Here is a 22,107-nt window from a genome sequence, read left to right on the forward strand (position 1 = left end):
GCGCCGCTTTAGCCGGCGCGTACATGGGTATTTTTAAATCAATACATTAGAGCATTAACACCATGCGTAAAATTCTCGTGACCGGCGGAGCCGGCTTTATAGGCTCTGCCGTGGTACGCCATATTATTCGTCATACGCCAGACGCCGTGGTGAATGTGGATAAACTCACCTACGCCGGTAACCTGCAATCCGTGGCCGAGGTGGCGGCTTCATCGCGTTATCATTTCGCCAAACTGGATATCTGCGATCGAGCCGGGCTGGATGCGCTGTTTGGCGAGCATCAGCCCGATGCGGTAATGCACCTGGCGGCGGAAAGCCATGTGGACAGATCCATCTCTGGCCCTGCCGAGTTTATCAACACCAACATAGTGGGCACCTACACTCTGCTGGAAGCCGCCCGTCACTATTGGAACAATTTGAACGAAGATCGCAAGGCGGCGTTCCGTTTTCATCATATATCTACCGACGAAGTGTATGGTGATTTACACGGCACAGATGATTTATTCACCGAAACCACACCCTATGCCCCCAGCAGTCCCTACTCCGCTTCTAAAGCGTCTAGCGATCATCTGGTTCGCGCCTGGTTACGTACTTATGGTTTGCCCACACTGATCACCAACTGTTCCAATAACTATGGCCCTTGCCACTTTCCGGAAAAGCTCATTCCGCTGGTCATTCTCAATGCTCTGGAGGGGAAGCCGCTTCCCGTTTACGGCAAAGGTGATCAAATTCGCGACTGGCTGTATGTGGAAGATCATGCCCGGGCCTTGTATGAGGTAGTTACTAGTGGGGAAGTAGGTGAAACCTATAATATTGGCGGCCATAACGAAAAGCAGAATATAGAAGTGGTAAACACCATTTGCAACATTCTGGACGAGCTGGTTCCCTCACACCTCGCACCTTACGCCTCACTGATAGAGCATGTGGTCGACCGCCCCGGACACGATGTACGCTATGCCATTGATGCCAGCAAAATAGAACACAAGCTGGGCTGGAAGCCGGCCGAGACCTTTGAGTCCGGTTTACGTAAAACCGTGCAATGGTACCTGGCCAACAAGGAATGGGTTGAGCAGGTAAAGAACGGCTCCTACCGGGAGTGGCTAACGCAACATTACTGTGAACCCCGCCCATGAAGATCCTGCTGCTGGGAAAAAACGGACAGGTAGGCTGGGAACTGCAACGGGCGCTGGCGCCACTGGGAGAGATCACGGCCCTGGATCGCCACTCAAAGGAACACTGTGGCGATCTGAGCAATCTGCCGGGACTGGCGCATACCCTGCACACCCTCAAGCCGAATGTGATCGTCAACGCAGCGGCCTACACGGCGGTCGACCAGGCCGAAACCGAACACGCTCAGGCCACGAGGATCAACACCGATGCCGTGGCCGTGCTGGCAAAAGAAGCCGAGGTCCTGGGCGCCTGGCTGGTGCATTACTCCTCCGACTATGTGTTTGACGGTACCGGTTCAACACCCTGGCAGGAAGAAGATGCACCGGCACCGCTCAATCATTACGGTGCCAGCAAGCTGGCCGGCGAACGCGCCCTGACGCAGCACTGTTCCCGTCATCTGCTGTTTCGCACCAGTTGGGTCTATGGCTCTCGCGGCAACAATTTTGCCCGGACCATGCTGCATCTGGGCAAAGAGCGCAGCACGCTGAGCGTGATCCATGACCAGATCGGCGCCCCCACCGGAGCCGCTCTGATTGCCGATGTCACCGCTCATGCGCTGCGAAAAGCCACGCAGCAACCGGAGCTGGCCGGCCTGTATCACCTTGCCGCCGCAGGCTCCGCCAGCTGGTATGATTATGCGAGCCTGGTCTTCGAACAAGCCCGTAAAGCAGGCATACCCCTGGCGTTGAACTCATTGGAAGCCATTCCATCCAGTGCATGGCAAGCCGCAGCCACTCGTCCGCTCAATTCACGACTCGATTGCCGGCGACTGGAAGCCGCATTTGATCTCAGCCTGCCGCCCTGGCAACACGGCCTGCGGCACACGCTGACCGACATTCTGGAGCAACACATTGAACAAGCGTAAAGGCATTATTCTGGCCGGCGGCTCCGGCAGCCGGCTGTATCCGTTGACTATGGCCATAAGTAAACAGCTGTTGCCGGTATACGACAAACCCATGATCTACTACCCGCTCAGCACCCTGATGCTGGCCGGTATTCGCGATATCCTTATCATCAGTACACCACAAGATACCCCTCGTTTTGAACAGCTGCTAGGCGACGGCAGCCAGTGGGGGCTGAACCTACAATATGCTGTGCAACCCAGCCCGGATGGTCTGGCCCAGGCATTTATTATTGGTGAAGATTTTATCGGCCAGGATAATTGCGCCCTGGTGCTGGGTGACAATATTTTTTACGGTCACAATCTTCAGGCGGAATTAATGCAAGCCAGTGATCAGGCAGACGGGGCCACTGTGTTCGCATACCATGTGCAGGATCCCGAACGTTACGGAGTAGTCGAGTTCAGTGAACAGGGTCAGGCCCTGTCACTGGAAGAAAAACCGGCTCAGCCCAAAAGCAACTATGCCATTACCGGTCTGTATTTTTACGATAATCGGGTGGTTGATATAGCAAAAGGGTTGAAGCCTTCGGCCAGAGGAGAGCTGGAAATTACCGATATCAACCGGCACTACCTGGAGCAAGAAGCACTGTCCGTATCCATCATGGGCCGGGGTTATGCCTGGCTGGACACAGGCACTCACGAGAGCCTTAACGAGGCCAGCAATTTTATTCAAACCATAGAGCACCGGCAGGGACTTAAAGTGGCCTGCCCGGAAGAAATCGCCTACCGCAAAGGCTTTATTGGCGCAGAGCAGGTGCGCCGGTTGGCCGCCCCGCTCGCCAAAAACGCATATGGCCAATATTTGCTACGACTTATTCAATCTGGATTTAAAGCTTGATGAATATTATTAAGACCGGCATTCCCGATGTAATGATTATCGAGCCCAAGGTATTCGGTGACGAACGGGGCTTCTTTTTTGAGAGTTTTAACCAGCGTCAGTTTGAGCAGGCTGTTGGTAAGCAGATCAACTTTGTACAGGATAACCATTCCCGATCTGCTCGGGGCGTGCTGCGTGGCCTGCATTATCAGGCTACACAGCCGCAAGGCAAACTAGTACGCTGCACTTTGGGAGAAGTGTTCGATGTGGCAGTAGATATTCGACATAACTCCCCTACATTTGGCCAGTGGGAAGGTATATTTTTATCGGCCGAGAACAAGCGCCAGGTGTGGATTCCCGAAGGCTTCGCCCACGGTTTTTTGGTGCTATCTGACGTCGCCGAGTTTTTATACAAAACTACCGATTACTATGCTCCCGAGCACGAACGCTGCATACGGTGGGATGACCCAACTTTAGCGATCGATTGGCCTTTATCCGGCGCCCCTATTCTTTCAGCCAAAGATCAGCAAGCGCCGTTGTTTACCGATGCCGAGCTGCCAGGAATACAAATGTAACGGAAGGTTTTAATTGTTTCTGTAGGCGCCGCTAGCCGGCGCAAATTTGCAAGTGGTGCGGTGTCTGCAGAATCGGCGCCGTCTGATCCGGCTACAAAATAACAGGGTTTTATATCTTTTATGCTGCTTACCACTTCTCGCGGTATCTGGCGTCAGCGCCAGGTGCTGAATGCGTTTCTAGCTCCTAATTCTCTTGGCAAGCAGGCAACACCCGAGTTAACGGCTGTGGTGGGCTGGGGCATGAAGCCCAACACACAAAAAGCCCGTACTCTTGCAGAGCACCGCTCCCTGCCCTTCTGGCAGTTGGAGGATGGCTTTATTGGTTATATCGGTCACCCTGCCTCCGGTGCTACTCGTTTGTCGCTGATAGTGGATGAAGTCGGCGTGTATTACGACGCCACTCGCCCAAGCCAGCTTGAGCTGAACGGCATCGGCGTCTGTAACCTGAGTCTGGACCGCGCCATCGCCTTCGATGACTACCAGACCAACAAGGACACCGGCGGCTTTATTCTGATCGACCGCCTCAGCAACACCACTGTGGCCGCCGGCATGCTGCACTTTGCCCTGCGCCGCAGCCAGAATATTCACTACCAGCATGTGGACGTGAACAAGGACGCCCGCGCCCAGGCCAAGGGCCAGCAACCGAGCGTGCTGTGGTTTACCGGCCTGTCCGGTGCCGGCAAGTCGACCATCGCCAACCTGGTGGAGAAGAAGCTGCACGCCCAGGGCCGCCACACCTACCTGCTGGACGGCGACAACGTGCGCCACGGTCTGAACAAGGATCTGGGCTTTACCGACGCCGACCGGGTGGAGAACATTCGCCGGGTGGCGGAAGTGTCGAAGCTGATGGTGGACGCGGGCCTGATCGTGCTCACCGCCTTCATCTCGCCGTTCCGTGCCGAGCGTCGCATGGCCCGTGAATCGCTGGCCGAGGGCGAGTTCATCGAGGTCTTTGTCGATACCCCGCTCAACGTGGCCGAAGAGCGGGACGTGAAGGGGCTGTACAAGAAAGCCCGTCGCGGCGAGCTGAAGAACTTCACCGGCATCGACTCCGCCTACGAGCAGCCCGAGAGTCCTGAAATTCGCCTCGACACTACTCAGCTGAGTGCAGAGCAAGCCGCCGACGCGGTGATTGATGCGCTCAAGCTCCAGGGTATTATCGGGTAACCCCCTTCGGGGAGCCGTAAGCTGTCAGCTGTAAGTCAAACACCAGGGTCTGCAGGCACTGCGCTGTGCCTGCAGACTATTCAGATTGTTGATAGAAGTAGGTTGTGAATGAGCGAAGCGAATTCCAACATTCATGTACATCGCCTGCCGAATGGACTCCGGCCTTCGCCGGAGTGACGATGTTTGTAGGCCCTAATTCATTCGGGCAAATCGTGCAACATCTGGTGCCGTTGCCCCGATAAATCGGGGCCTACAAAAAATGACAATAAAAGGATGAAGAATGTCTGTTACTCAAGAATTGTTGGATCAGGTTGACACCATTGCCCGCGCTGCGGGCGACGCCATTATGGAAATTTATGGCCGGGAATTTACCATTGAGCAGAAAGAAGACAAGTCACCGCTGACCGAAGCAGACGCCGCCGCGCATCACCTGATCATGGATCAGTTGGCACTGCTGCCGTTGCAAGCTCCTGTACTGTCGGAAGAAGACACCGCAAGCTTTGCAGGTGCCGATGACAACGGTCGCTACTGGCTGGTGGATCCGCTGGATGGCACCAAGGAGTTTATCAAGCGTAACGGCGAGTTCACCGTTAACATTGCATTGATAGAGCACGGCAAACCGGTGCTGGGCGTGGTATATGCACCGGCGCTGAACGTGGGTTATGTGGCCGCCAAAGGCCTGGGTGCGTTCAAAACCGAAGGAAATACTGCGCCGGTTGCCATTCGCGTTGCCGAGCATGCCGCCGACCAGCCCTGGCGGGTGGTGGGCAGCCGCTCTCATGCCGGTGATTCTCTGCTGCAGCTACTGGACAAACTGGGCGAACACGAGCTGGTGGCCATGGGCAGCTCGCTTAAGCTGTGCCTGGTAGCAGAAGGCGTCGCCGATGCCTATCCCCGCCTTGGCCCCACCTCGCTGTGGGACACCGGTGCCGCCCAGTGTGTGGTGGAGCAAGCCGGTGGCAGCGTGGTGCAACTGAATGGTGAACCGCTGAGCTACGCCAACACCCGTGAAGTACTGAACCCCTTCTTTTTGGTGCTGGGGGAAAACGATGTTAACTGGCCGGCTCTGTTCAACTGACGTTAAAAAGCACCGATGTCTGACTAACCTGTAAGCGCCGCTTTAGCCGGCGCAAACCTGCAAACAACGCCATATCTGCAGAATCGGCGCCGTCTGTTCCGGCAGCTAAAGTGCCGGCTACAAAAGCACGGCACCAATATTTGGCAGGACTGTAGGCGCCGCTTTAGCCGGCGCAAACCTGCAAACAACGCCATATCTGCAGAATCGGCACCGCCTGATCCGGCAGCTAAAGCGCCGGCTACAAGACATGGCAACAATGTCTGGTATTCCGTAGGCACTGCTTTAGCCGGCGTGAAGATGGGCAGACCATGCCATGTCTGCAGCATCGGCGCCGTCTGTTCCGGCAGCTGAAGCGCCGGCTACAAAAACAGCCCCCGATGTTTGGCTATGCTGTAGGCCTGTCCCTTCGGGGAGCCGTAAGCCGTAAGCTGTAAGTTTAAAAGTGGGCTGTAGGCTCGGCTGCAAGCGGGCAAATGCGGCTGCTTGATGCACAGTTGCCCCAATAAATTAGCCACGGAACTTAACGAGCTTTATCATTGGGGCGATAAACCTCTGCATGTCATGCTCCTACATCGGTCAACGCTATGAAAGTTAACACGCTTATACTTAAAAACTTCCGCTGCTACAAAGACTTAACAATAACATTGAACAGCCGGCTTACGGTATTGGTTGCTGCAAACGGCGAGGGCAAAACCAGCATACTGGATGCGCTGCGCATTGCATTCTGGCCGTTTGTCAGCCAGTTCGATCTGGCACGCACCGCTTATAACGATCCAGCCAACGGCATTCAGATTGACGATGTGCGCGCCACCATTGTCAGTAAGCAGCTTGAAGGTGGCATGGCTGCTGGAGTGATCGATGAAACCGCGCGTCAGCTGCCCTGCAGCATTGTTGTGGAGTGTGAACAACACCAGCAGGCAATAAGCTGGGAGCGGGTGCGTGAGAGCGAAGCCAAGCGCTCTCAAACACTCGATGGCCCGGGATGTGCTCAACTTAAAAAGCATGCCCGGTCACTGCAGGAAGCGGTAAGGGATCTGAGCACTGTACCGCAATCACTTCCTTTGTTTGGTTATTACGGTACGGGCCGGCTGTGGCAGCACAAGAGACTGGTGCGTTCAAAAAAGTCCGTTACCGACAAGAAAAACCAGAAAATAAGAACCTTTGCTTATCGCGACTGCCTGGATCCGGCCTCTAACTACCGCCAGTTTGAAGAATGGTTCATCAATATTTTTAAGTCGGCTCGTGAGCAACAAATTGCTGCACTTGAAAGAGGAAGCTCAGTCAGTCTGGAGCAAACCCCGTATTTCACCATGATCAGAGTTATCCAGCGCGCTATTAATACCGTGCTGGAGCCGGTGGGTTGGCAGAACCTGGCCTATAGCCAGAGCCATGATCAGGCGCTGGTTCTGTCTAATCGCGAGCAGGGTATTTTTAAGGTGTCTCAGCTTAGTGATGGCATCAAAAATATGCTGGGCATGATCGCAGATATTGCGTATCGCTGTGTGCAGTTAAACAGCCATCTGGGCGAAGCCGCTGCGGAATTGACCGAAGGGGTGGTGATGATTGATGAAATAGAGATGCATCTGCATCCTGCCTGGCAACAGCTGGTGGTGGCTTCGCTCAATGAAGCGTTTCCACGTTTACAATTCATACTTACCACGCATAGTCCTCAGGTGCTTACTACCGTGCCTTCAGAGTCTATTTGGGTGCTTGAAAACGGGCATGCCCATGCAGCGCCGCCGGGCAGCAAGGGGGCAGATTCAGCAAGATTGTTGCAGCGGATCTTTGGTGTTAATAGCCGCCCACTCAATGATGAGAATACGCAATTGCTGCAAGCATATGAGCACTGTGTATATGCCGATAAATGGAACACTAAAGAAGCACTGCAAATGCGCGCTGATCTCGATAAAGTATTTGAAGGGCAAGAGCCAAAGCTTACAGAGCTGGATTTGTATATTGAAAACCGGCAGTGGGAGTTAGACCTTGAAAAAGATCAGTAAATCACTGCCGCCTAATACGTTAACGCAGTTTCAACAAATTAATCCCGGTACTGACTGGAGCGATTTTAGAAATGCAGAACAAGGAAATGCATATAAAGCACTCAGGTCGTTGATTATAAACGATCAAGGCGGCTTGTGTGCTTACTGCGAGCAGACCATCAGCACCCGACCTGCCAGCAGCCAGAGAGTAGAGCACTTTCACTCCAAGTCAGATACGAGCCAGCCGAATATGAACTGGGCGCTTGACTGGAACAACGTGATTGCTGTCTGCCTTGGTGGCAGCTCCGCCATTGATGATGACCACAGCCGTCACCCTACACCCGCCAACCTGAGCTGCGACGCCTTTAAAGCGCACCTTGAAGAACGTGGTCAGCTTTCAAAAGACATTGAGGGAAATGTATTAAACCCACTGGAGCTACCCGCATTTCCGTGCTTGCTCACCTTTGACAAGTCAACTGGCGAGCTAAAAGCGGATCATGCTGCCTGTGGAGCTGCACACTTTGAAGGTAAGAATGCTTACCCATCATTGGCTGAGCTGGTTGAGCAGACAATCAGGGTGTTCAATCTTAACTGCCAGCGTTTGTGTGATGAACGCCTTGAAGTACTCAAACATTACAATCAGCAAATTGCCAGGGCGCGCAAGCTCAATAATGAAAATATTTTTGAGCAGCTGGCCACGAGATGGTTCCTAACTCCCTGGCCGAGCTTTTTTACAACCCGCAGGGCATTGCTTGGCAAGCACGCAGAAAATTACCTTGTATCAACAGGCTATAACGGTTGAGCACAAAACCTTTGTGCAGGGCGTGTTGTAGCAGGTAAACAGCTTCGATCAATGGGGCGTAGAGCTGGGTAAAAAACTGGCCAGCCGCTTGGTGGACTCGCTTTCCGGCAAGGACGGCAGCCAGTCCCATGATCCGGCCACGCAACAGCTGATTAAGCAGATTGCTGAGTGGCGGACATAACCTGAAGGTTTGCTGTAGGCGCCGCTTCAGCTGGCGCGAACCTACAGATAGGACCAGGCACACAGATACAACGCAGGCTCAACAGCCATAGTGCTTGTCTTTAACTTAAAGCTGACAGCTTACGGCTGGGTTTCAGCCGGCTACAAAAATAACAGGGCTCTATATCTTTTATGCTGCTTACCACTTCTCGCGGTATCTGGCGCCAGCGCCGGGTGCTGAATGCGTTTCTAGCTCCTCATTCTCTTGGCAAGCAGGCAACACCCGAATTAACGGCTGTGGTCGGCTGGGGCATGAAACCCAATACACAAAAGGCCCGTACTCTTGCAGAGCACCGCTCCCTGCCCTTCTGGCAGCTGGAAGACGGCTTTGTGGGTTATATCGGTCACCCGGCATCCGGTGCTACTCGTTTGTCGCTGATAGTGGATGAAGTGGGTGTGTATTACGATGCCACCCGCCCCAGCCAGCTTGAGCAGATGCTGGATAACATGAGCTGGTGGAATGCCGATTGGCAGCATAGGGCCGAGCGGTTGCAAGCGGTGCTGGTGCGCGAGGGCATTACCAAATACAACCACTATGCAGATAATTGCCTGCCGCCGGCGGTAGCCGCACGGCTGGATGATTCTCGCCCGCGAGTATTGGTAATTGACCAAACCAAAGGCGATCAGTCGGTGCGGCTGGGGCTGGCCTGCGAGCAGAGCTTTGCCGATATGCTGGCCGCGGCCCGGGCCGAAAACCCGGGCGCCCAGATTATTGTGCGTACCCACCCGGATGTGCTGCTCGGCAAAAAGCTGGGTTATTTAACGCAAGCGGCCGGCGATGAGGTGCTGCTGCTGGCGGAGTCGGTTAACCCCTTTGCGCTAATGGCGGCGGTAGACAAGGTGTATACGGTTACCTCGCAGCTGGGCTTTGAGGCGCTGCTGGCCGGCAAGCCGGTAGTGTGTTTTGGCGCGCCTTTTTATGCGGGCTGGGGGGTGACGGATGACAGAGTCGCCATTGCTCGCCGGGGCCAGCAACGCACCGTACCGCAGTTGCTGGCCACCGCCTATCTGCGCTATTGCCGCTATCTGGACCCCATTACCGGTGAGCGCTGCGAACTGGAAGATGTGCTGGATTTGATTCTGGCGCAACGCCCCCCGCTGCCGGTGGTGGATACCCTGTATGCGGTGGGGTTTTCGCCGTGGCGGCGGCGTTTTACGCCACGGTTTTTAAGCCGTTATGCCCGTAATGTGAAATTTATAAAGCGTATCCCTGTAGGGTCGAATTCATTCGACCACTTGCGTGGGAACGACGAATCTCTGCCTTCTCCCCCCCCTGTAGGGTCGAATTCATTCGACCGCTCGCGTGGGAATGACGAATGTCTGCCTTCTCCCCCCCCTGTAGGGTCGAATTTATTCGACCGTTCGCGTGAGAATGACGAATCTCTGCCTTCTTCCCCCCCTGTAGGGTCGAATTCATTCGACCGTTCGCGGAACCTGGATTCCCGCCTTCGCGGGAATGACAGGGAGGAGCGAGAGAATCAAACAAGTGCCGTCTTGGTCTGGGGTCGCCGTTTTGAACAGGAACTGACTAACACCTCTTGGCCGGTGTGGCGGATGGAGGACGGTTTTTTGCGCTCGGTGGGGTTGGGGTCGGATCTGCGTCGTCCGGGCTCGCTGGTGGTCGACCATCTGGGCATCTATTACGATCCGCGCACGCCCAGCGCCATTGAGCAATATCTTGCCGGGCACGACTTTTCTGCCCTCGAGTTAGACTTGGGTGAACAGCTGGTTAGTCACTTTAAAGCGCAGGCGCTCACCAAATACAATGTGGGTGATAATGCAAAATTAAACTGGCGCCAGCAGGCCAAGAATCGCCCTATCTTGCTGGTGCCCGGCCAGGTGGATGACGATGCCTCCATTCAACTGGGCAGCCCCTTTGTAAACGGCAATGCCGCCCTGCTGGAGGCGGTGCGCCGGGATCATCCCGAGGCCTTTATTGTGTTCAAGCCCCACCCGGATGTGGTGAGTGGTAACCGCAAGGGCCTGGTGCCGGATGACGTGCTTGAACGTTGTGTGAATGCGGTAGAAACGCAGGCCGGCATTGTGGCCTGCATGGACGAGTGCGATGCGGTGCATACGTTAACCTCACTAACCGGGCTGGAGGCGCTGATCCGCGGCAAGTCGGTTACCGTATGGGGCCAACCCTTTTATGCCGGCTGGGGGCTGACCGAAGACAAACACCCGGTTGAACGCCGGGGGCGTGCCCTGCCCTTGTCTGCCCTGGTGTATGCCACCTACGCCTGGTACCCCACCTATGTAGATTACCCCACCGGCCTGTACAGCACGCCGTTGCGCATGGCCTGGCGCCTGGCGCAAGAACGGGAGCAATTCAAAGAGCCGGAAAATGACATATTGCGCTGGGCGCATCGGCGCCTGCGCAAAGCCCGGTTTTTGTGGGAGGCGCTGGCCCCTTTAGGGAGCTTGAAGCGGTAAGAAAAAACATGACACAGTGTGATGCCTGCAGGATCGGCATCGTCTGCTCCGGCAGCTGAAGCGCCGGCTACAAAACCCACGGCACCGATGTTTGGATTGGGCTGTAGGCGCCGCTTTAGCCGGCGCGAACCTGCAAACGGTGCGGTGCCTGCAAAATCGGCATCGTCTGATCCGGCAGCTGAAGCGCAGGCTACAAAACCCACGGCACCGATGTTTGGGTTGGGCTGTAGGTGCCGCTTTAGCCGGCGCGAACCTGCAAACGGTGCGGTTGCCTGCAGAATCGGCGCCGTTTGTTACGGCAGCAAGCGCAGGCGTTCGTGCTGAATAGCACTGGACACGGGTTTGTGTTAAAATTCAACTGTTGTTTCGTGTAAACATAACCAACTGATTTTTATAGGCGAATAATGCTTAAGACCCACAAAGCACATGTGAAATGCTTCAAGGCCGCGCAGCAGTGGAAGAACAAGCGTACCCCCGTGTTTGTTTCCCGTGTATCTGAGCAAGCCCTTGATACTCTTGCCAAGCAATCTATGAAAAAGATCAAAGAAGCAAGCAAGGAACCTGCTATCTTTGTCGAAATCTAATCGACCCAGGGTTTTCCGGCTCAAATTCTTTTCTGAAGATAACACCTCAGATCCTCAACTGGAGGCAGAGAAGGAAAAGCTGTTTCAAGACTTTAAGGTATACATTCTCGCCGGCCGTCACCTGTCCGATACCTTCCATCACCCCTTTGGGCGTGATGAGCTGTATGATCATTTCCACACTCCTGCTTCGGTCAGGCAAGCCGCACTGAGGCATGTGCACATTGTGCCTATTGGTCAGGTAAGGCCATACCGGAGAGCACGCAAGTTCAAGGCAACTTCAGACGTACATCTGGTTTACTGTATCGACAGCCTTACCGGACATGTGTGTGCACTGTCATTGATAAAACCTGCCCATGACTTAGCACGCGATGCCAATTTCCTAAGTAATCTGGCCACTCTGGCTGAACAATTCTACCGACAGGCTCCGGAACTGTAGATATGCCCGGGCAAAGAACAGCGGCCGGCCAAGGCATCATTGTAAGTCATGGTGAGCCTACAAGGCGCCGCTTTAGCCGGCGCAAACCTACAAACAACGCCACATCTGCAGAATCGGCGCCGCCTGATCCGGCAGCTGAAGCGCCGGCTACAAAACCCACGGCACCGATGTTTGGATTAGGCTGTAGATACCGCTTTAGCTGGCGCGAATCTGCAAACGGTGCGCTGTCTGCAGCATCGGTGTCGTCTGCTCCGGCAGCTGAAGCGCCGGCTACAAAAACATGGCTCCGTGTGATGCCTGCAGGATCGGCGCCGGCTGCAAAACATGGCACCTATGGTGCTGTCTCACTACTTTCGGTCAGCAACTTTTTCATCAATGCCGGATTTCGTGGCAATAAACCGGCCTTGAGGCCGAACGGTTTGAATATGGCGTTAAGCACCGCCAGCGAAGGGCTGCCGGCGTCTCGCTCTATGTCCGACAGGGTGCGCCGGCTCACTCCCACCAGGGTTGCGTATTCGGTTTGTGACATGTTCAGCAGATCTTTTCTGAGGGTTCGTAGTAGCTGGCCTTCGGTGATCTCGCCGGTGAAAAGCCGAGTCAGCAGGGCTATCAGCAGGGCTTCTCGTTCATTGGAACTCGGTTTTTTCATGGCAGCTTCCAACGGTTCAGTTTTTCGTCCAGATAATCAAACCCCATTACCGGCATGCGGATAATGCTGTCGGGCACACCTCTGCCCTGAAGTCGCTGCTTGAGTCCACTCAATTGCCGGACCAGCGCTCCCAGCTCGGCCATCAGCTGTGCCGGCTCCACCAAATCCGCCAGGCGTTCGGCAATAGCCTGCCAATTGTAATTCCCTCCTTCCTCCAGCGGACTGCCCCAGGTGGTGGTGCGTGGCACCATTTCCGGATCCGCTTTCATGGGCGCAAAATCATAGATGGGCGAGAGCCAGATGCCGTCCGGCTTTTTCAGTAAGGCGGTATTGCGACCATGATTGTCCGAGTTGCCAAACACCACATTCAGCAGATCCCGCTTGACCCACTCAATAACAAACCCTTGCCGGTTGAACGTCTCTCCCTGTTCCGTTACCCGGTATTGTTGTTCCAGCAAGCGAATCAGCTGCCGCAATGTTTCTTCGTGGTTCAGGTAACTACCCGGCGCTTTATTCAGCACCGAATAAACGGATTCCAGGCCATAGTGGGCAAGCTGACCGTTTAGCATTGCCACATCAAATCGAGGCAACCAGAGTGAGGGAAAACGCTCGCCCTCTATCAGCTGCATGCCCTGGGTACTGATGGTACTGATACCCAGGCTATGCAGTTCCTGATAATAGTGGTATTCGGCGCGCAGAATATCGCTGTCGATGGTGCTGCGATTATTACGAGGAAACTTGACCAGATAATGGGTATCCGGGTTGTGCAGATCATCCTGAAAGGTATCTATCCAGACTTCGTTGCGGTCTGAACAGCGGAGCAGCAATTTGGGGGCCTCGCCACCGGCACCGGTGGCGCCACCGCTGGCGGCTCCCATTTGCTGGGCATATTCCAGAAAATCCGTGTTGCGTTCCACCACTTCAGCCATGGGAAAACGCCGTTGTTTAAGGCCGCTGCCGGCGGGTAATTCGGGCAATGATTCTTTGATGCGCAAGTTGCCAACCGGCGCTATGGTTCCCCTGCACAGCAACTCTGTGTCTTGTTTATCCGGTGGCGTGTTACCAAGCCCCAGCTGACTTACCCAATAGCGGCGGGCCGCACCGGCGGGCATGATGTCGTCAAGAAAGCCAAACCAGGTGGGCGAGTCGTGGGGTATCATCAGTTCAATGGGCAAAACCAGGCTGCAGGCATGCTCATCATCACTTCGCAGCCATTGCAGGGCATAGTCAAACTCGTACCCCAACCGCACCGATCCACCTCTGCCCAGCTGTGGCTGTTTAAGGGTCAGCTCGGCCGCATCATGCCAGGCTCCCTGGTGGAAAATCTGAATGGTCAGCTCGATAGGATTCATAACACAACCATGAGAAGATTATTGCTCAACAATAACATGAATGGCCCACATTGAGCAAAAATATACTCAAAATGTAGTTTTATTTTTATTTTTGAGCAATATTTTGCATATCTTTATTTTGGAGAATAGCTGTTCTGTGCGTATAAAGATGCAAGCGCGAATTTGCAAACAACGCCATATCTGCAGGATCGGCATCGTCTGCTCCGGCAGCTGAAGCGCCGGCTACAAAAACACGGCACCGAGAAATAAAAAACCCGGCGCCTGGCCGGGTTTGATGTTTATTTAAAAGGTATTTAAAAGGGGTCGGAGTCATTTAAAAAATGACTCCGACCCCTTTTTTGTTAACCCAGCAGCAGGCGGTTGATGCGGGCCACGAAGGCGGCGGGGTCTTTCAGGCCGCCCTGTTCGGCCAGCTGGGCCTGCTCCAACAGCAGCTGGGACCATTCGTTGAACTGTTCGCCCTCTGCCAGGGTTTCCAGTTTTTTCACCAGAGTGTGCTCGGGGTTCAGCTCCAGAATGTACTTCTGCTCCGGCACCGGCTGGCCGGCAGAGCGCATCAGCTTGATCATCTGGGTGCTCATGTCATGCTCGCCGGCCACCACGCAGGACGGGGTGCTGGTGAGACGATGGGTCAGACGTACTTCCTTGATATCGTCACCCAGGGCAGTTTTTACCCGCTCCAGCAGCGGCGCCAGGGCTTCTTTCGCTTCTTCCTGGGCCTTCTTGGTCTCTTCGTCGTCCAGCTCGCCCAGGTCCAGCTCACCCTTGGTCACGGACACGAACTGCTTGTCCTTGAAGTCGCTCAGGTGGTTCATCAGCCACTCGTCGACCCGCTCCCACATCAGCAGCACTTCGATGCCCTTCTTCTTGAAGATTTCCAGGTGCGGGCTGTGGCTGGCGGCGGCGTAGCTGTCGGCGGTGATGTAGTAGATTTTGTCCTGACCTTCCTTCATGCGGCCGAGGTAGTCGTCCAGCGATACGGTCTGGGCGTCGGCGTCGTTATGGGTGCTGGCGAAGCGCAGCAGACCGGCGATTTGCTCGCGATTGCCGTAGTCTTCGGCCGGGCCTTCTTTCAGCACGTTGCCGAATTCTTTCCAGAAACCCTGGTATTTTTCGGCGTCGTTCTTCGCCATCTGCTCCAGCATGGTCAGCACCCGCTTGCTGCAGGCCTTGCGCAGCTGGGCGGTGATCTTGTTGTCCTGCAGGATCTCGCGCGACACGTTCAGCGGCAGATCGTTGGAGTCGAGCACCCCTTTCACGAACCGCAGGTAGGTGGGCATGAACTGCTCGGCGTCATCCATGATGAACACCCGCTGCACATACAGCTTGAGGCCGTGGCTCTGATCCCGGTTCCACATGTCGAACGGCGCCTTGGCGGGCACATACAGCAGGCTGGTGTATTCCTGGTTGCCTTCCACCTTGTTGTGGCTCCAGGCCAGGGCGTCCTGATAGTCGTGGGAGATGTGCTTGTAGAACTCCTGGTATTCTTCGTCGCTCACTTCACCCTTGGAACGGGTCCACAGGGCGGTGGCCTTGTTCACCTGCTCCCATTCGCCGTCGGTGGCGGCAGAAGTAACGGTGCCGTCTTCATCGGTCTGCTCGGGCTCGCCGTCTTTCCACATTTCCACGGCGATGCTGATGTGATCGGAATACTTGCCGATGATGCTGCGCAGGCGCCAGTCATCGAGGAATTCCAGCTCGGCTTCACGCAGGTGCAGTATCACGTCGGTGCCGCGACCGGGCTTGTCGATGTCGGCCACGGTGAAGCTGCCGTCACCGTCGGACTCCCAACGCACACCGCGGTCGCTGGGCTGACCGGCGGCACGGCTGAGCACGGTGACCTTGTCGGCCACGATAAAGGCGGAGTAGAAGCCCACGCCGAACTGGCCGATCAGCTGGGAGTCTTTGGCCTGATCGCCGGACAACTGACCGAAGAAGGCCTTGGTGCCGGACTTGGCGATGGTGCCCAGGTGCTCGATGACCTCGTCCCGGCTCATGCCGATGCCGTTGTCGGAGATGGTCAGGGTCTTGTTGTCTTTGTCCAGCACCAGGCGTACCCGCAGCTTGCCGTCGGCTTCGTAGAGTTCGCTGTCGGACAGCGCCTTGAAGCGCAGCTTGTCGGCGGCATCGGCGGCGTTGGACACCAGCTCGCGCAGAAACACCTCTTTATTGGAATAGAGGCTGTGGGCCATCAGGTTGAGCAGTTGTTTGACTTCGGTTTGAAAACCATGAGTTTCGGTATGCACAGCTTCTGACATCTTCATGTTCCTTGCTTGGGTTTGACTTCTGTACAGAAGATGGGGTTGGCCGAAGGGATTTCAAGGGCAAATAGAAAAAAGCGGTAAGCGACACATTTGCAGAAGCCGTTTTTCGTAGGGTCGATTTCAATCGACCAAGGTGCCATCGAGGAACGCCTTCGGTCGAATAAATTCGACCCTACGAGACTTTGAGTGTTCTTTGTGGATTCGCGCCGGCTAAAGCGGCGCCTTGAAACACAAACCGTGGTGCCTGTCGTAGGGTCGAATTCATTCGACCACATCGTTACATGATGGAACGGCAGGTCCATTGAAATGGACCCTACGAGATAGACAGGCGGCGGCTTTGTAGCCAGCGCTTTAACTGCCGGGGCAGACGGCACCGATGCTGCAGGCACAGTGCCGCTTGCAGAGTGTGTTTTGCCCCTAACCCTTCCCCCTCACCCCTTACGCACATCAATAATAACTGCCGCCACTTTCTGCCAGTTTGCGCAGGGGCTCGCAGGGCGCGAAGCGGGCGCCGTATTTGCGCGCGTATTCGTCCATTTTATCCACCACAGACTGAATGCCCTGCTGGTGCATGAAAAAGAAAGGGCCGCCGTTGAAGGGCGGGAAGCCGATGCCGAACACGGCACCGATGTCGCCGTCCCGGGCCGAGGCAATCACGCCCTCGTCCAGGGTCAGCGCCGCTTCGTTCAGCATCGAGAGTACGCAGCGTTCGGCCAGCTCCTGGGCCGGCAGTCGGCGCCGGGGCTTGATGCCCAACAAGGCATACAGGCTCTCGTCCACCGGCTTGTGTTTGCCTTTCTTGTCCTTTTTTCCCTTCTGGCCTTTCTTGTCATGACAATAAAAACCGCGCCCGTTCTTCTTGCCGTGCCGCTTGTCGGCCAGCAGCTTGCCGAAGACGTCGGGGGCGGTGAAGCGTTCACCCAGTTCCCGCGCCAGAACGAGCGAGATCTTGGCCGCCACGTCGATGCCCACTTCGTCCAGCAGGGTCAGGGCCCCCACCGGAAAACCGTAATCCAGCAGGGCACTGTCGATGGCCTCGATGGGCTCGCCTTCCAGCAGCAGCCGCGCCGCCTCGTTGAGGTAGGGGGCCAGTATGCGGTTAACGTAAAAGCCGGCCTTGTCCTGCACCACTATCGGGGTTTTGCCCTGGGCCCGGGCCAGTGTCAGCGCCGTGGCCACTGTAACAGGGCTGGTGCCTGCATGGGGAATGATTTCCGCCAGCGGCATCTTGTGCACCGGGCTAAAGTAATGCAGGCCCACGACCTGCCCGGGCCGGGTCGCGCCGTCGGCTATCTGGTGAATGGGCAGCGACGAGGTATTGGTGGCAAAAATGGTGTGTGCCGGGCAGTTCGCCTCCACCTCGGCCACCATTTGCCGCTTGACCTCCAGATCTTCAAACACCGCCTCCACCACCAGATCGACCCGCTCGAAGCCGGAGTAATCCAGGGTGCCGGTGATCCGCGCCAGCTGTCGTTTCATCTCGCTGTCGCGCAGCTGTTTTTTCTTCACCTTCGGCGCCAGCAAACCGTGGGCATTGGCCATGGCCTGATTGATGCCCTGGTTGGAAATATCCTTGATGCGCACCGGTAACCCGGCCTTGGTGGCCGTCACAAAGGCGATGCCGCCACCCATGAGGCCGCCGCCCAGCACGCCGATGCGGGCCAGCCGGTTTGGCTCTGCTCCCTGCCAGCGGGTTTCCTTCTTCATCTCGGTGGTGGCAAAAAACAGCTGGCGCAAGGCCGCCGACTCCGGGCTCATCACCAGCTCGCCAAAGGCCTCCGCTTCGGCGGCCAGCCCCTGGTCCATGCCCCGCTCATAACCGGTACGCACCACCTGCAGCAGACGCGCCGGCGCCGGGTACTTGCCGCGGGTTTTATGCCGCAGGGTGCCGAGTGCCTTGTCGAACACCAGCTTGCGACCGAGGGGGTTGGCCGTAAGCAGCAGGGTTTTCAGGTCTTTTTTGCGAGAGCGTGTCGGTTTGCCCTGGCGCGCCAGCTCAATGGCCGTTTGCAACAGTATGCTCTGGGGCACCATGTCATCCACCAGCCCGGCCTTCAGCGCTTGTCTGGGCCGTAACTGTTTGCCGGTCAGCATCATATCCAGTGCCCGGGGCAGCCCCACCAGTCGGGGCAGCCGCTGGGTGCCGCCGGAGCCCGGTATCAACCCCAACTGCACTTCCGGCAGTCCCAGGCGGGTGTTGTCGTCGTCGCTGCACACCCGGCCATGACAGGCCAACGCCAGCTCCAGGCCGCCGCCCAGGCAGGGGCCGTGAATGGCGGCAATCAGCGGTATCTCGAGCGCTGCCAGCCGGTTGAAAATCTGCTGTCCGGCCCGGGACAGGGCCTCGGCCTGTTCGGCGCTGGTGCAGTCGTTAAGCATGTGCACGTCGGCACCGGCAATAAAGGAGTCGGCTTTGCCCGAACACAGCACCAGGCCCCGAATAGCACGGTCGGCGGCCACCTCGGTCAGTATGGCCTGTATTTCGTCAACGAAGCTGGCACGCAGGGTGTTCATGCGCTCGCCCGGCACGTCCATGGTGATGATGCCGATGCCGTCCTCGATACGCAGGCTGAAGGTGGAAGGGTTCACCTGTTCGGTCCTTGTCTCGGTCATAACGTCGGTCATCATGCTGCCTCCAGTACCATGGCCACGCCCAGGCCACCGGCGGCGCAGGCGGTGGTCAATGCCAGGCCGCCGCCGCGACGGTTAAGCTCTCTCAGGGTTTGGGTGATGATGCGCACGCCGGTGGCGGCAAAGGGATGACCATAGGCCAGGGAGCCACCCAGTACGTTGAACCTGCTCATATCCACCTCGCCGATGGCCCGGGCCCGGTTGAGTTCGCGCTCGGCAAAGGTGGCGCTTGCAAACAGCTTGAGGTTGGCCAGGGTCTGGGCGGCAAAGGCCTCGTGCATGTCAATGAGATCCATGTCCGCCAGGGTGCAACCGGCGCGATCCAAAGCCTGCGGCGTGGCATAGGCCGGGCCCAGCAGCATGTCGTGCCGTACCGCTATGGCCGCATAGGCATAACTGCGCAGGTAGCCAAGCGGCGCCAGACCCAGCTCCTTTGCCCGGCTTTCGGTCATCATCAGCACGGCGGCGGCGCCATCGGTCAGGGGCGTGCTGTTGCCGGCGGTCACGGTGCCGTGCCGGCGGTCGAAGGCGGGTCTGAGCTTGCCGTAATCGGCCAGGCTGGATTCGGTACGAATGTTGTTGTCCTGCTCGAAGGCGGCCTTGAACGGCGGCACATAAGCGGCCATGACTTCGTCCGTCAGCCGGCCCTGCTGCCAGGCCTGGCTGGCCAGTTGATGCGAACGATGCGCCAGTTCATCCTGGGCCCGGCGGTCGATGCCGTGACTCTTGGCCATCTGTTCGGCGGTCTGCCCCATCGACAGGCCGGTGGAGTATTCCGCCACCGCCGGCGGTACCAGCGCCAGATCCCCGAGTTTCAACCGACGCAGTATCGCCAGCCTGGCGCCGAAGGATCTGGCCTTGCTCACATCCAGCAGCGCCTCGGCCAGCCGGGCGGACACCCCGACCGGCAACACCGAGGAAGAGTCGGCCCCCCCGGCAATACCTGCCTGCACCTGCCCGGCCAGCATCGACTCGGCCAGGCTGGATACCGCCTGAAAGCTGGTGGCACAGGCGCGGGTCACGCTGTAGGCGTCGGTATTCACCGGCAGTTCTGTGCCCAGCACGATTTCCCGGGCAATGTTGGGGGCCCTGGGCATCTGTATCACCTGGCCGAACACCAGTTGCTGCACCTCGGTCGCCGCCATGGGCGTGCGTGCCAGCAGTTCGTTCACCACCATGGTGCCCAGCTCCAGCGCCGGTATGCCACGCAAGGCGGTAGCCTGGCGGGCGAACGGCGTTCTCAGCCCCGAAACGATGGCGATGCGATCGCCCTGACGGGTCGTTAGCGGATTCGTCGACGACATGTAGGCTCCTTGTTATCGCCCGTACGTTATAGCCATCAGTTACAAGCCATCGGTCACAGGCCCCGAGTGATCAGCCTGACATCAAAGAGGTCTGACCTCAACTTCATCTTAACAACGGCATGTCCGGTTTTAAACAGTCGATTGAAAATATTGATAGCCGATAAATGAGGGATTATCCGTCACTATAATGGCGTTTTTTACCGCAACATCGGCACCGATAACACCAGGGTCTGTTGACCGTTCGCCATCAATCATTATTCGCACGCGACTTTAAGTGTGAGTAGACTGAATTGAGCCACCCTGTTGTGACGGTGAACTTGTAACGGTGAACTTGTAACGGTGAACGATTTGTAACGGTGAACGATGATTTCTTTATTCGGGCGAAAGAAGAGCAGGCAGAATGCGGTCTCTAAGAGCATGGTGGCAAAACAAAAGCGCTATGAAGCGCTGGTGTATGCCTTGCATGGTGACTTGTTTCGTTATGCGTTCTGGCTGTGCCACGACCGGCAGGTAGCCGAAGATCTGGTGCAAGAGACCTTTTTGCGTGCCTGGAAGGCACTGGACAGCCTGAAAGACGAAAAGGCCGCCAAGGCGTGACTTATCACCATATTGCGGCGAGAAAACGCCCGCCGTTTCGAGCGCAAGCAGTTCGACCTGGTCGATATGGACAGCGTGCCGGTACCCGACAAGCAAAGCCCGGGGCCGGAGCAAAATATGGAAACCGAATGGCTGCGCCGGCATATTGCCGAACTGACCGAAGAATATCGTGAGCCGCTGCTGCTGCAGGTACTGGGTGGTTTCAGTGGCGAAGAAATAGCCGAGATACTGGACTTGAACAAGAATACCGTAATGACCCGCCTCTTCCGTGCCCGCAACAAATTGAAAGAGGCCATGGACCAAGACAAATCCTCGCGAGGCCAAAGCAATGGATGACCTGGAGTTCAGACGTCGGGCTTATGCCGATCCCAACGACAAGAGCCCTGACTTTATTCATGCCTCAACCACTAACGCCGGAAACCGTAAATTTGTTAGTGAAATCAAAGATTTCAACCTCAAGCTGACACAGGCACTGCACGAGCCGGTGCCAGAAACCCTGCCCGCCAAGCTGATGCTGTCGCCGCTGCTACGCCAGCCGGGCAGGCCAGAAGGCTTCGGTTGGCGCCACCTGGCGGTGGCCGCTTCCATGACCTTTGTGCTGGGATTCGCTACCCGCTTTCTGCCCCTGCCGGCCGAGGCCGAGCCCCTGCCGCCGGCGGTTGGCCAGGTGGCGATACAGCATGTGCAATGGGAAATGCCTTTCACCCAATATGTAGACGAAGCAGTCAGCCTCACCACCATCAACGCAAAACTCGCGCCTTATGGTACCCGGATCACCGACATGGCCGATGTGGGCAAGGTGTATTATGCCAACCATTGCATGTTTGCCGGAGGGCCGGCGGCCCATCTGGTGCTCCAGGGGGAGCACCACCGGGTGCATGTCTTTATTGTACCGGCCGACCGGGCCCTGCAACTGGTGAACAGCTTCTCGGATGCCCATTATCACGGTGAAGTCATTCCCATGACCCTCAACCGTCTGGTGGTGGTCAGCGAGCTGGAAGAAGATGTCGGCAAGATGGCCGGCAAAATCAAGGCCTCGCTGAAAAGAGCGATATAGAAAGAAAAAGCGGTCAATAAAAAAGAGGGCGGGGTCAATATTGCAGCAATATTGACCCCGCCCTCTTTTTTATTTTTTTGATGATGCCGTAC

General features: G+C 56.5%; 19 protein-coding genes and 3 pseudogenes. 15 read left to right on the forward strand and 7 right to left on the reverse strand.

The window, feature by feature from the left end; translation table 11 throughout:
* The first annotated feature begins 62 nt into the window (after window positions 1-62).
* The 12 genes and pseudogenes from rfbB to HNR62_RS07245 all read left to right on the forward strand — a co-directional run bounded on the left by rfbB (window position 63) and on the right by HNR62_RS07245 (window position 11,725).
* A complete protein-coding gene (rfbB, locus tag HNR62_RS07190; RefSeq protein WP_204795412.1) occupies window positions 63-1,133 on the forward strand; it encodes a dTDP-glucose 4,6-dehydratase in 1,071 nt (356 codons plus the stop codon).
* The gene (gene rfbD / locus HNR62_RS07195) at window positions 1,130-2,035 is read left to right on the forward strand and encodes a dTDP-4-dehydrorhamnose reductase (protein WP_204795413.1); all 906 of its coding nucleotides are present in this window, start codon (window positions 1,130-1,132) and stop codon (window positions 2,033-2,035) included. Before rfbB ends, rfbD begins: the two co-directional genes overlap by 4 nt.
* On the forward strand, window positions 2,022-2,909 hold the full coding sequence (gene rfbA, locus HNR62_RS07200) for a glucose-1-phosphate thymidylyltransferase RfbA (protein ID WP_204795414.1): 888 nt from the start codon (window positions 2,022-2,024) through the stop codon (window positions 2,907-2,909). The genes rfbD and rfbA overlap by 14 nt, the downstream gene beginning before the upstream one ends.
* Entirely contained in the window at window positions 2,909-3,463 is a 555-nt protein-coding gene (gene rfbC, locus HNR62_RS07205; RefSeq protein ID WP_204795415.1) for a dTDP-4-dehydrorhamnose 3,5-epimerase, read from the forward strand. Before rfbA ends, rfbC begins: the two co-directional genes overlap by 1 nt.
* Before the next feature lie 120 nt (window positions 3,464-3,583).
* A pseudogene (locus HNR62_RS07210) lies at window positions 3,584-4,006 on the forward strand (elongation factor 1-alpha C-terminal domain-related protein); the annotation flags it as partial.
* Window positions 4,007-4,012: 6 nt separating this feature from the next.
* Window positions 4,013-4,630, forward strand: coding sequence for an adenylyl-sulfate kinase (cysC, locus tag HNR62_RS07215; RefSeq protein WP_204795494.1), 618 nt, complete (start codon window positions 4,013-4,015; stop codon window positions 4,628-4,630).
* Between the two features lie 280 nt (window positions 4,631-4,910).
* Complete coding sequence (gene cysQ / locus HNR62_RS07220; RefSeq protein WP_204795416.1) at window positions 4,911-5,708, forward strand: 3'(2'),5'-bisphosphate nucleotidase CysQ; 798 nt, start codon at window positions 4,911-4,913, stop codon at window positions 5,706-5,708.
* Window positions 5,709-6,292: 584 nt separating this feature from the next.
* The gene (locus HNR62_RS07225) at window positions 6,293-7,708 is read left to right on the forward strand and encodes an AAA family ATPase (protein ID WP_204795417.1); all 1,416 of its coding nucleotides are present in this window, start codon (window positions 6,293-6,295) and stop codon (window positions 7,706-7,708) included.
* Window positions 7,692-8,489 carry a retron Ec78 anti-phage system effector HNH endonuclease PtuB gene (ptuB, locus tag HNR62_RS07230; protein ID WP_204795418.1) on the forward strand — a complete coding sequence of 266 codons (798 nt, stop codon included), beginning with the start codon at window positions 7,692-7,694 and terminating at the stop codon, window positions 8,487-8,489. Before HNR62_RS07225 ends, ptuB begins: the two co-directional genes overlap by 17 nt.
* 46 nt (window positions 8,490-8,535) lie before the next feature.
* A pseudogene (locus HNR62_RS16140) lies at window positions 8,536-8,670 on the forward strand (hypothetical protein); the annotation flags it as partial.
* 170 nt (window positions 8,671-8,840) lie between these two features.
* Complete coding sequence (locus HNR62_RS16145) at window positions 8,841-11,141, forward strand: capsular polysaccharide biosynthesis protein (RefSeq protein ID WP_239552664.1); 2,301 nt, start codon at window positions 8,841-8,843, stop codon at window positions 11,139-11,141.
* Window positions 11,142-11,545: 404 nt separating this feature from the next.
* Complete coding sequence (locus HNR62_RS07245) at window positions 11,546-11,725, forward strand: hypothetical protein (protein WP_204795419.1); 180 nt, start codon at window positions 11,546-11,548, stop codon at window positions 11,723-11,725.
* A 46-nt stretch (window positions 11,726-11,771) separates the two neighbouring features.
* Here HNR62_RS07245 and HNR62_RS16305 read toward each other — a convergent pair whose 3' ends face one another.
* Window positions 11,772-11,897, reverse strand: coding sequence for a hypothetical protein (locus tag HNR62_RS16305; protein ID WP_275588089.1), 126 nt, complete (start codon window positions 11,895-11,897; stop codon window positions 11,772-11,774).
* Between HNR62_RS16305 and HNR62_RS16435 the strand changes: the two genes are divergently transcribed.
* Window positions 11,886-12,161 carry a type II toxin-antitoxin system YafO family toxin gene (locus HNR62_RS16435; protein WP_420827147.1) on the forward strand — a complete coding sequence of 92 codons (276 nt, stop codon included), beginning with the start codon at window positions 11,886-11,888 and terminating at the stop codon, window positions 12,159-12,161. The two genes, HNR62_RS16305 and HNR62_RS16435, sit on opposite strands and share 12 nt — an antisense overlap.
* Before the next feature lie 331 nt (window positions 12,162-12,492).
* Here the strand turns inward: HNR62_RS16435 and HNR62_RS07255 are convergent, their stop codons facing one another.
* The 6 genes from HNR62_RS07255 to fadI form a co-directional block, all read right to left on the reverse strand.
* Window positions 12,493-12,810, reverse strand: coding sequence for a helix-turn-helix domain-containing protein (locus HNR62_RS07255; protein WP_204795421.1), 318 nt, complete (start codon window positions 12,808-12,810; stop codon window positions 12,493-12,495).
* Window positions 12,807-14,162 (reverse strand): type II toxin-antitoxin system HipA family toxin, encoded by a 1,356-nt coding sequence (locus HNR62_RS07260; RefSeq protein WP_204795422.1) that lies wholly within the window; start codon window positions 14,160-14,162, stop codon window positions 12,807-12,809. The genes HNR62_RS07255 and HNR62_RS07260 overlap by 4 nt, the downstream gene beginning before the upstream one ends.
* Before the next feature lie 85 nt (window positions 14,163-14,247).
* Window positions 14,248-14,475, reverse strand: coding sequence for a hypothetical protein (locus tag HNR62_RS07265; protein WP_204795423.1), 228 nt, complete (start codon window positions 14,473-14,475; stop codon window positions 14,248-14,250).
* A gap of 28 nt (window positions 14,476-14,503) precedes the next feature.
* Window positions 14,504-16,420 (reverse strand): molecular chaperone HtpG, encoded by a 1,917-nt coding sequence (htpG, locus tag HNR62_RS07270; RefSeq protein ID WP_204795424.1) that lies wholly within the window; start codon window positions 16,418-16,420, stop codon window positions 14,504-14,506.
* 453 nt (window positions 16,421-16,873) lie between these two features.
* Window positions 16,874-19,015, reverse strand: a complete 2,142-nt coding sequence (gene fadJ / locus HNR62_RS07275) for a fatty acid oxidation complex subunit alpha FadJ (RefSeq protein ID WP_204795496.1) — start codon at window positions 19,013-19,015, stop codon at window positions 16,874-16,876.
* A 35-nt stretch (window positions 19,016-19,050) separates the two neighbouring features.
* Complete coding sequence (gene fadI / locus HNR62_RS07280; RefSeq protein WP_204795425.1) at window positions 19,051-20,361, reverse strand: acetyl-CoA C-acyltransferase FadI; 1,311 nt, start codon at window positions 20,359-20,361, stop codon at window positions 19,051-19,053.
* 417 nt (window positions 20,362-20,778) lie between these two features.
* On the opposite strand from fadI, the pseudogene HNR62_RS07285 reads away from it, so the two are divergent.
* Window positions 20,779-21,294 (forward strand): annotated as a pseudogene (locus HNR62_RS07285) (sigma-70 family RNA polymerase sigma factor).
* Window positions 21,287-22,015 (forward strand): DUF3379 family protein, encoded by a 729-nt coding sequence (locus HNR62_RS07290; protein WP_204795426.1) that lies wholly within the window; start codon window positions 21,287-21,289, stop codon window positions 22,013-22,015. Before HNR62_RS07285 ends, HNR62_RS07290 begins: the two are co-directional and overlap by 8 nt.
* The last annotated feature ends 92 nt before the right edge of the window (window positions 22,016-22,107 follow it).

The sequence above is a fragment of the Oceanisphaera litoralis genome, assembly GCF_016907015.1.
Lineage (GTDB): Bacteria > Pseudomonadota > Gammaproteobacteria > Enterobacterales > Aeromonadaceae > Oceanimonas > Oceanimonas litoralis.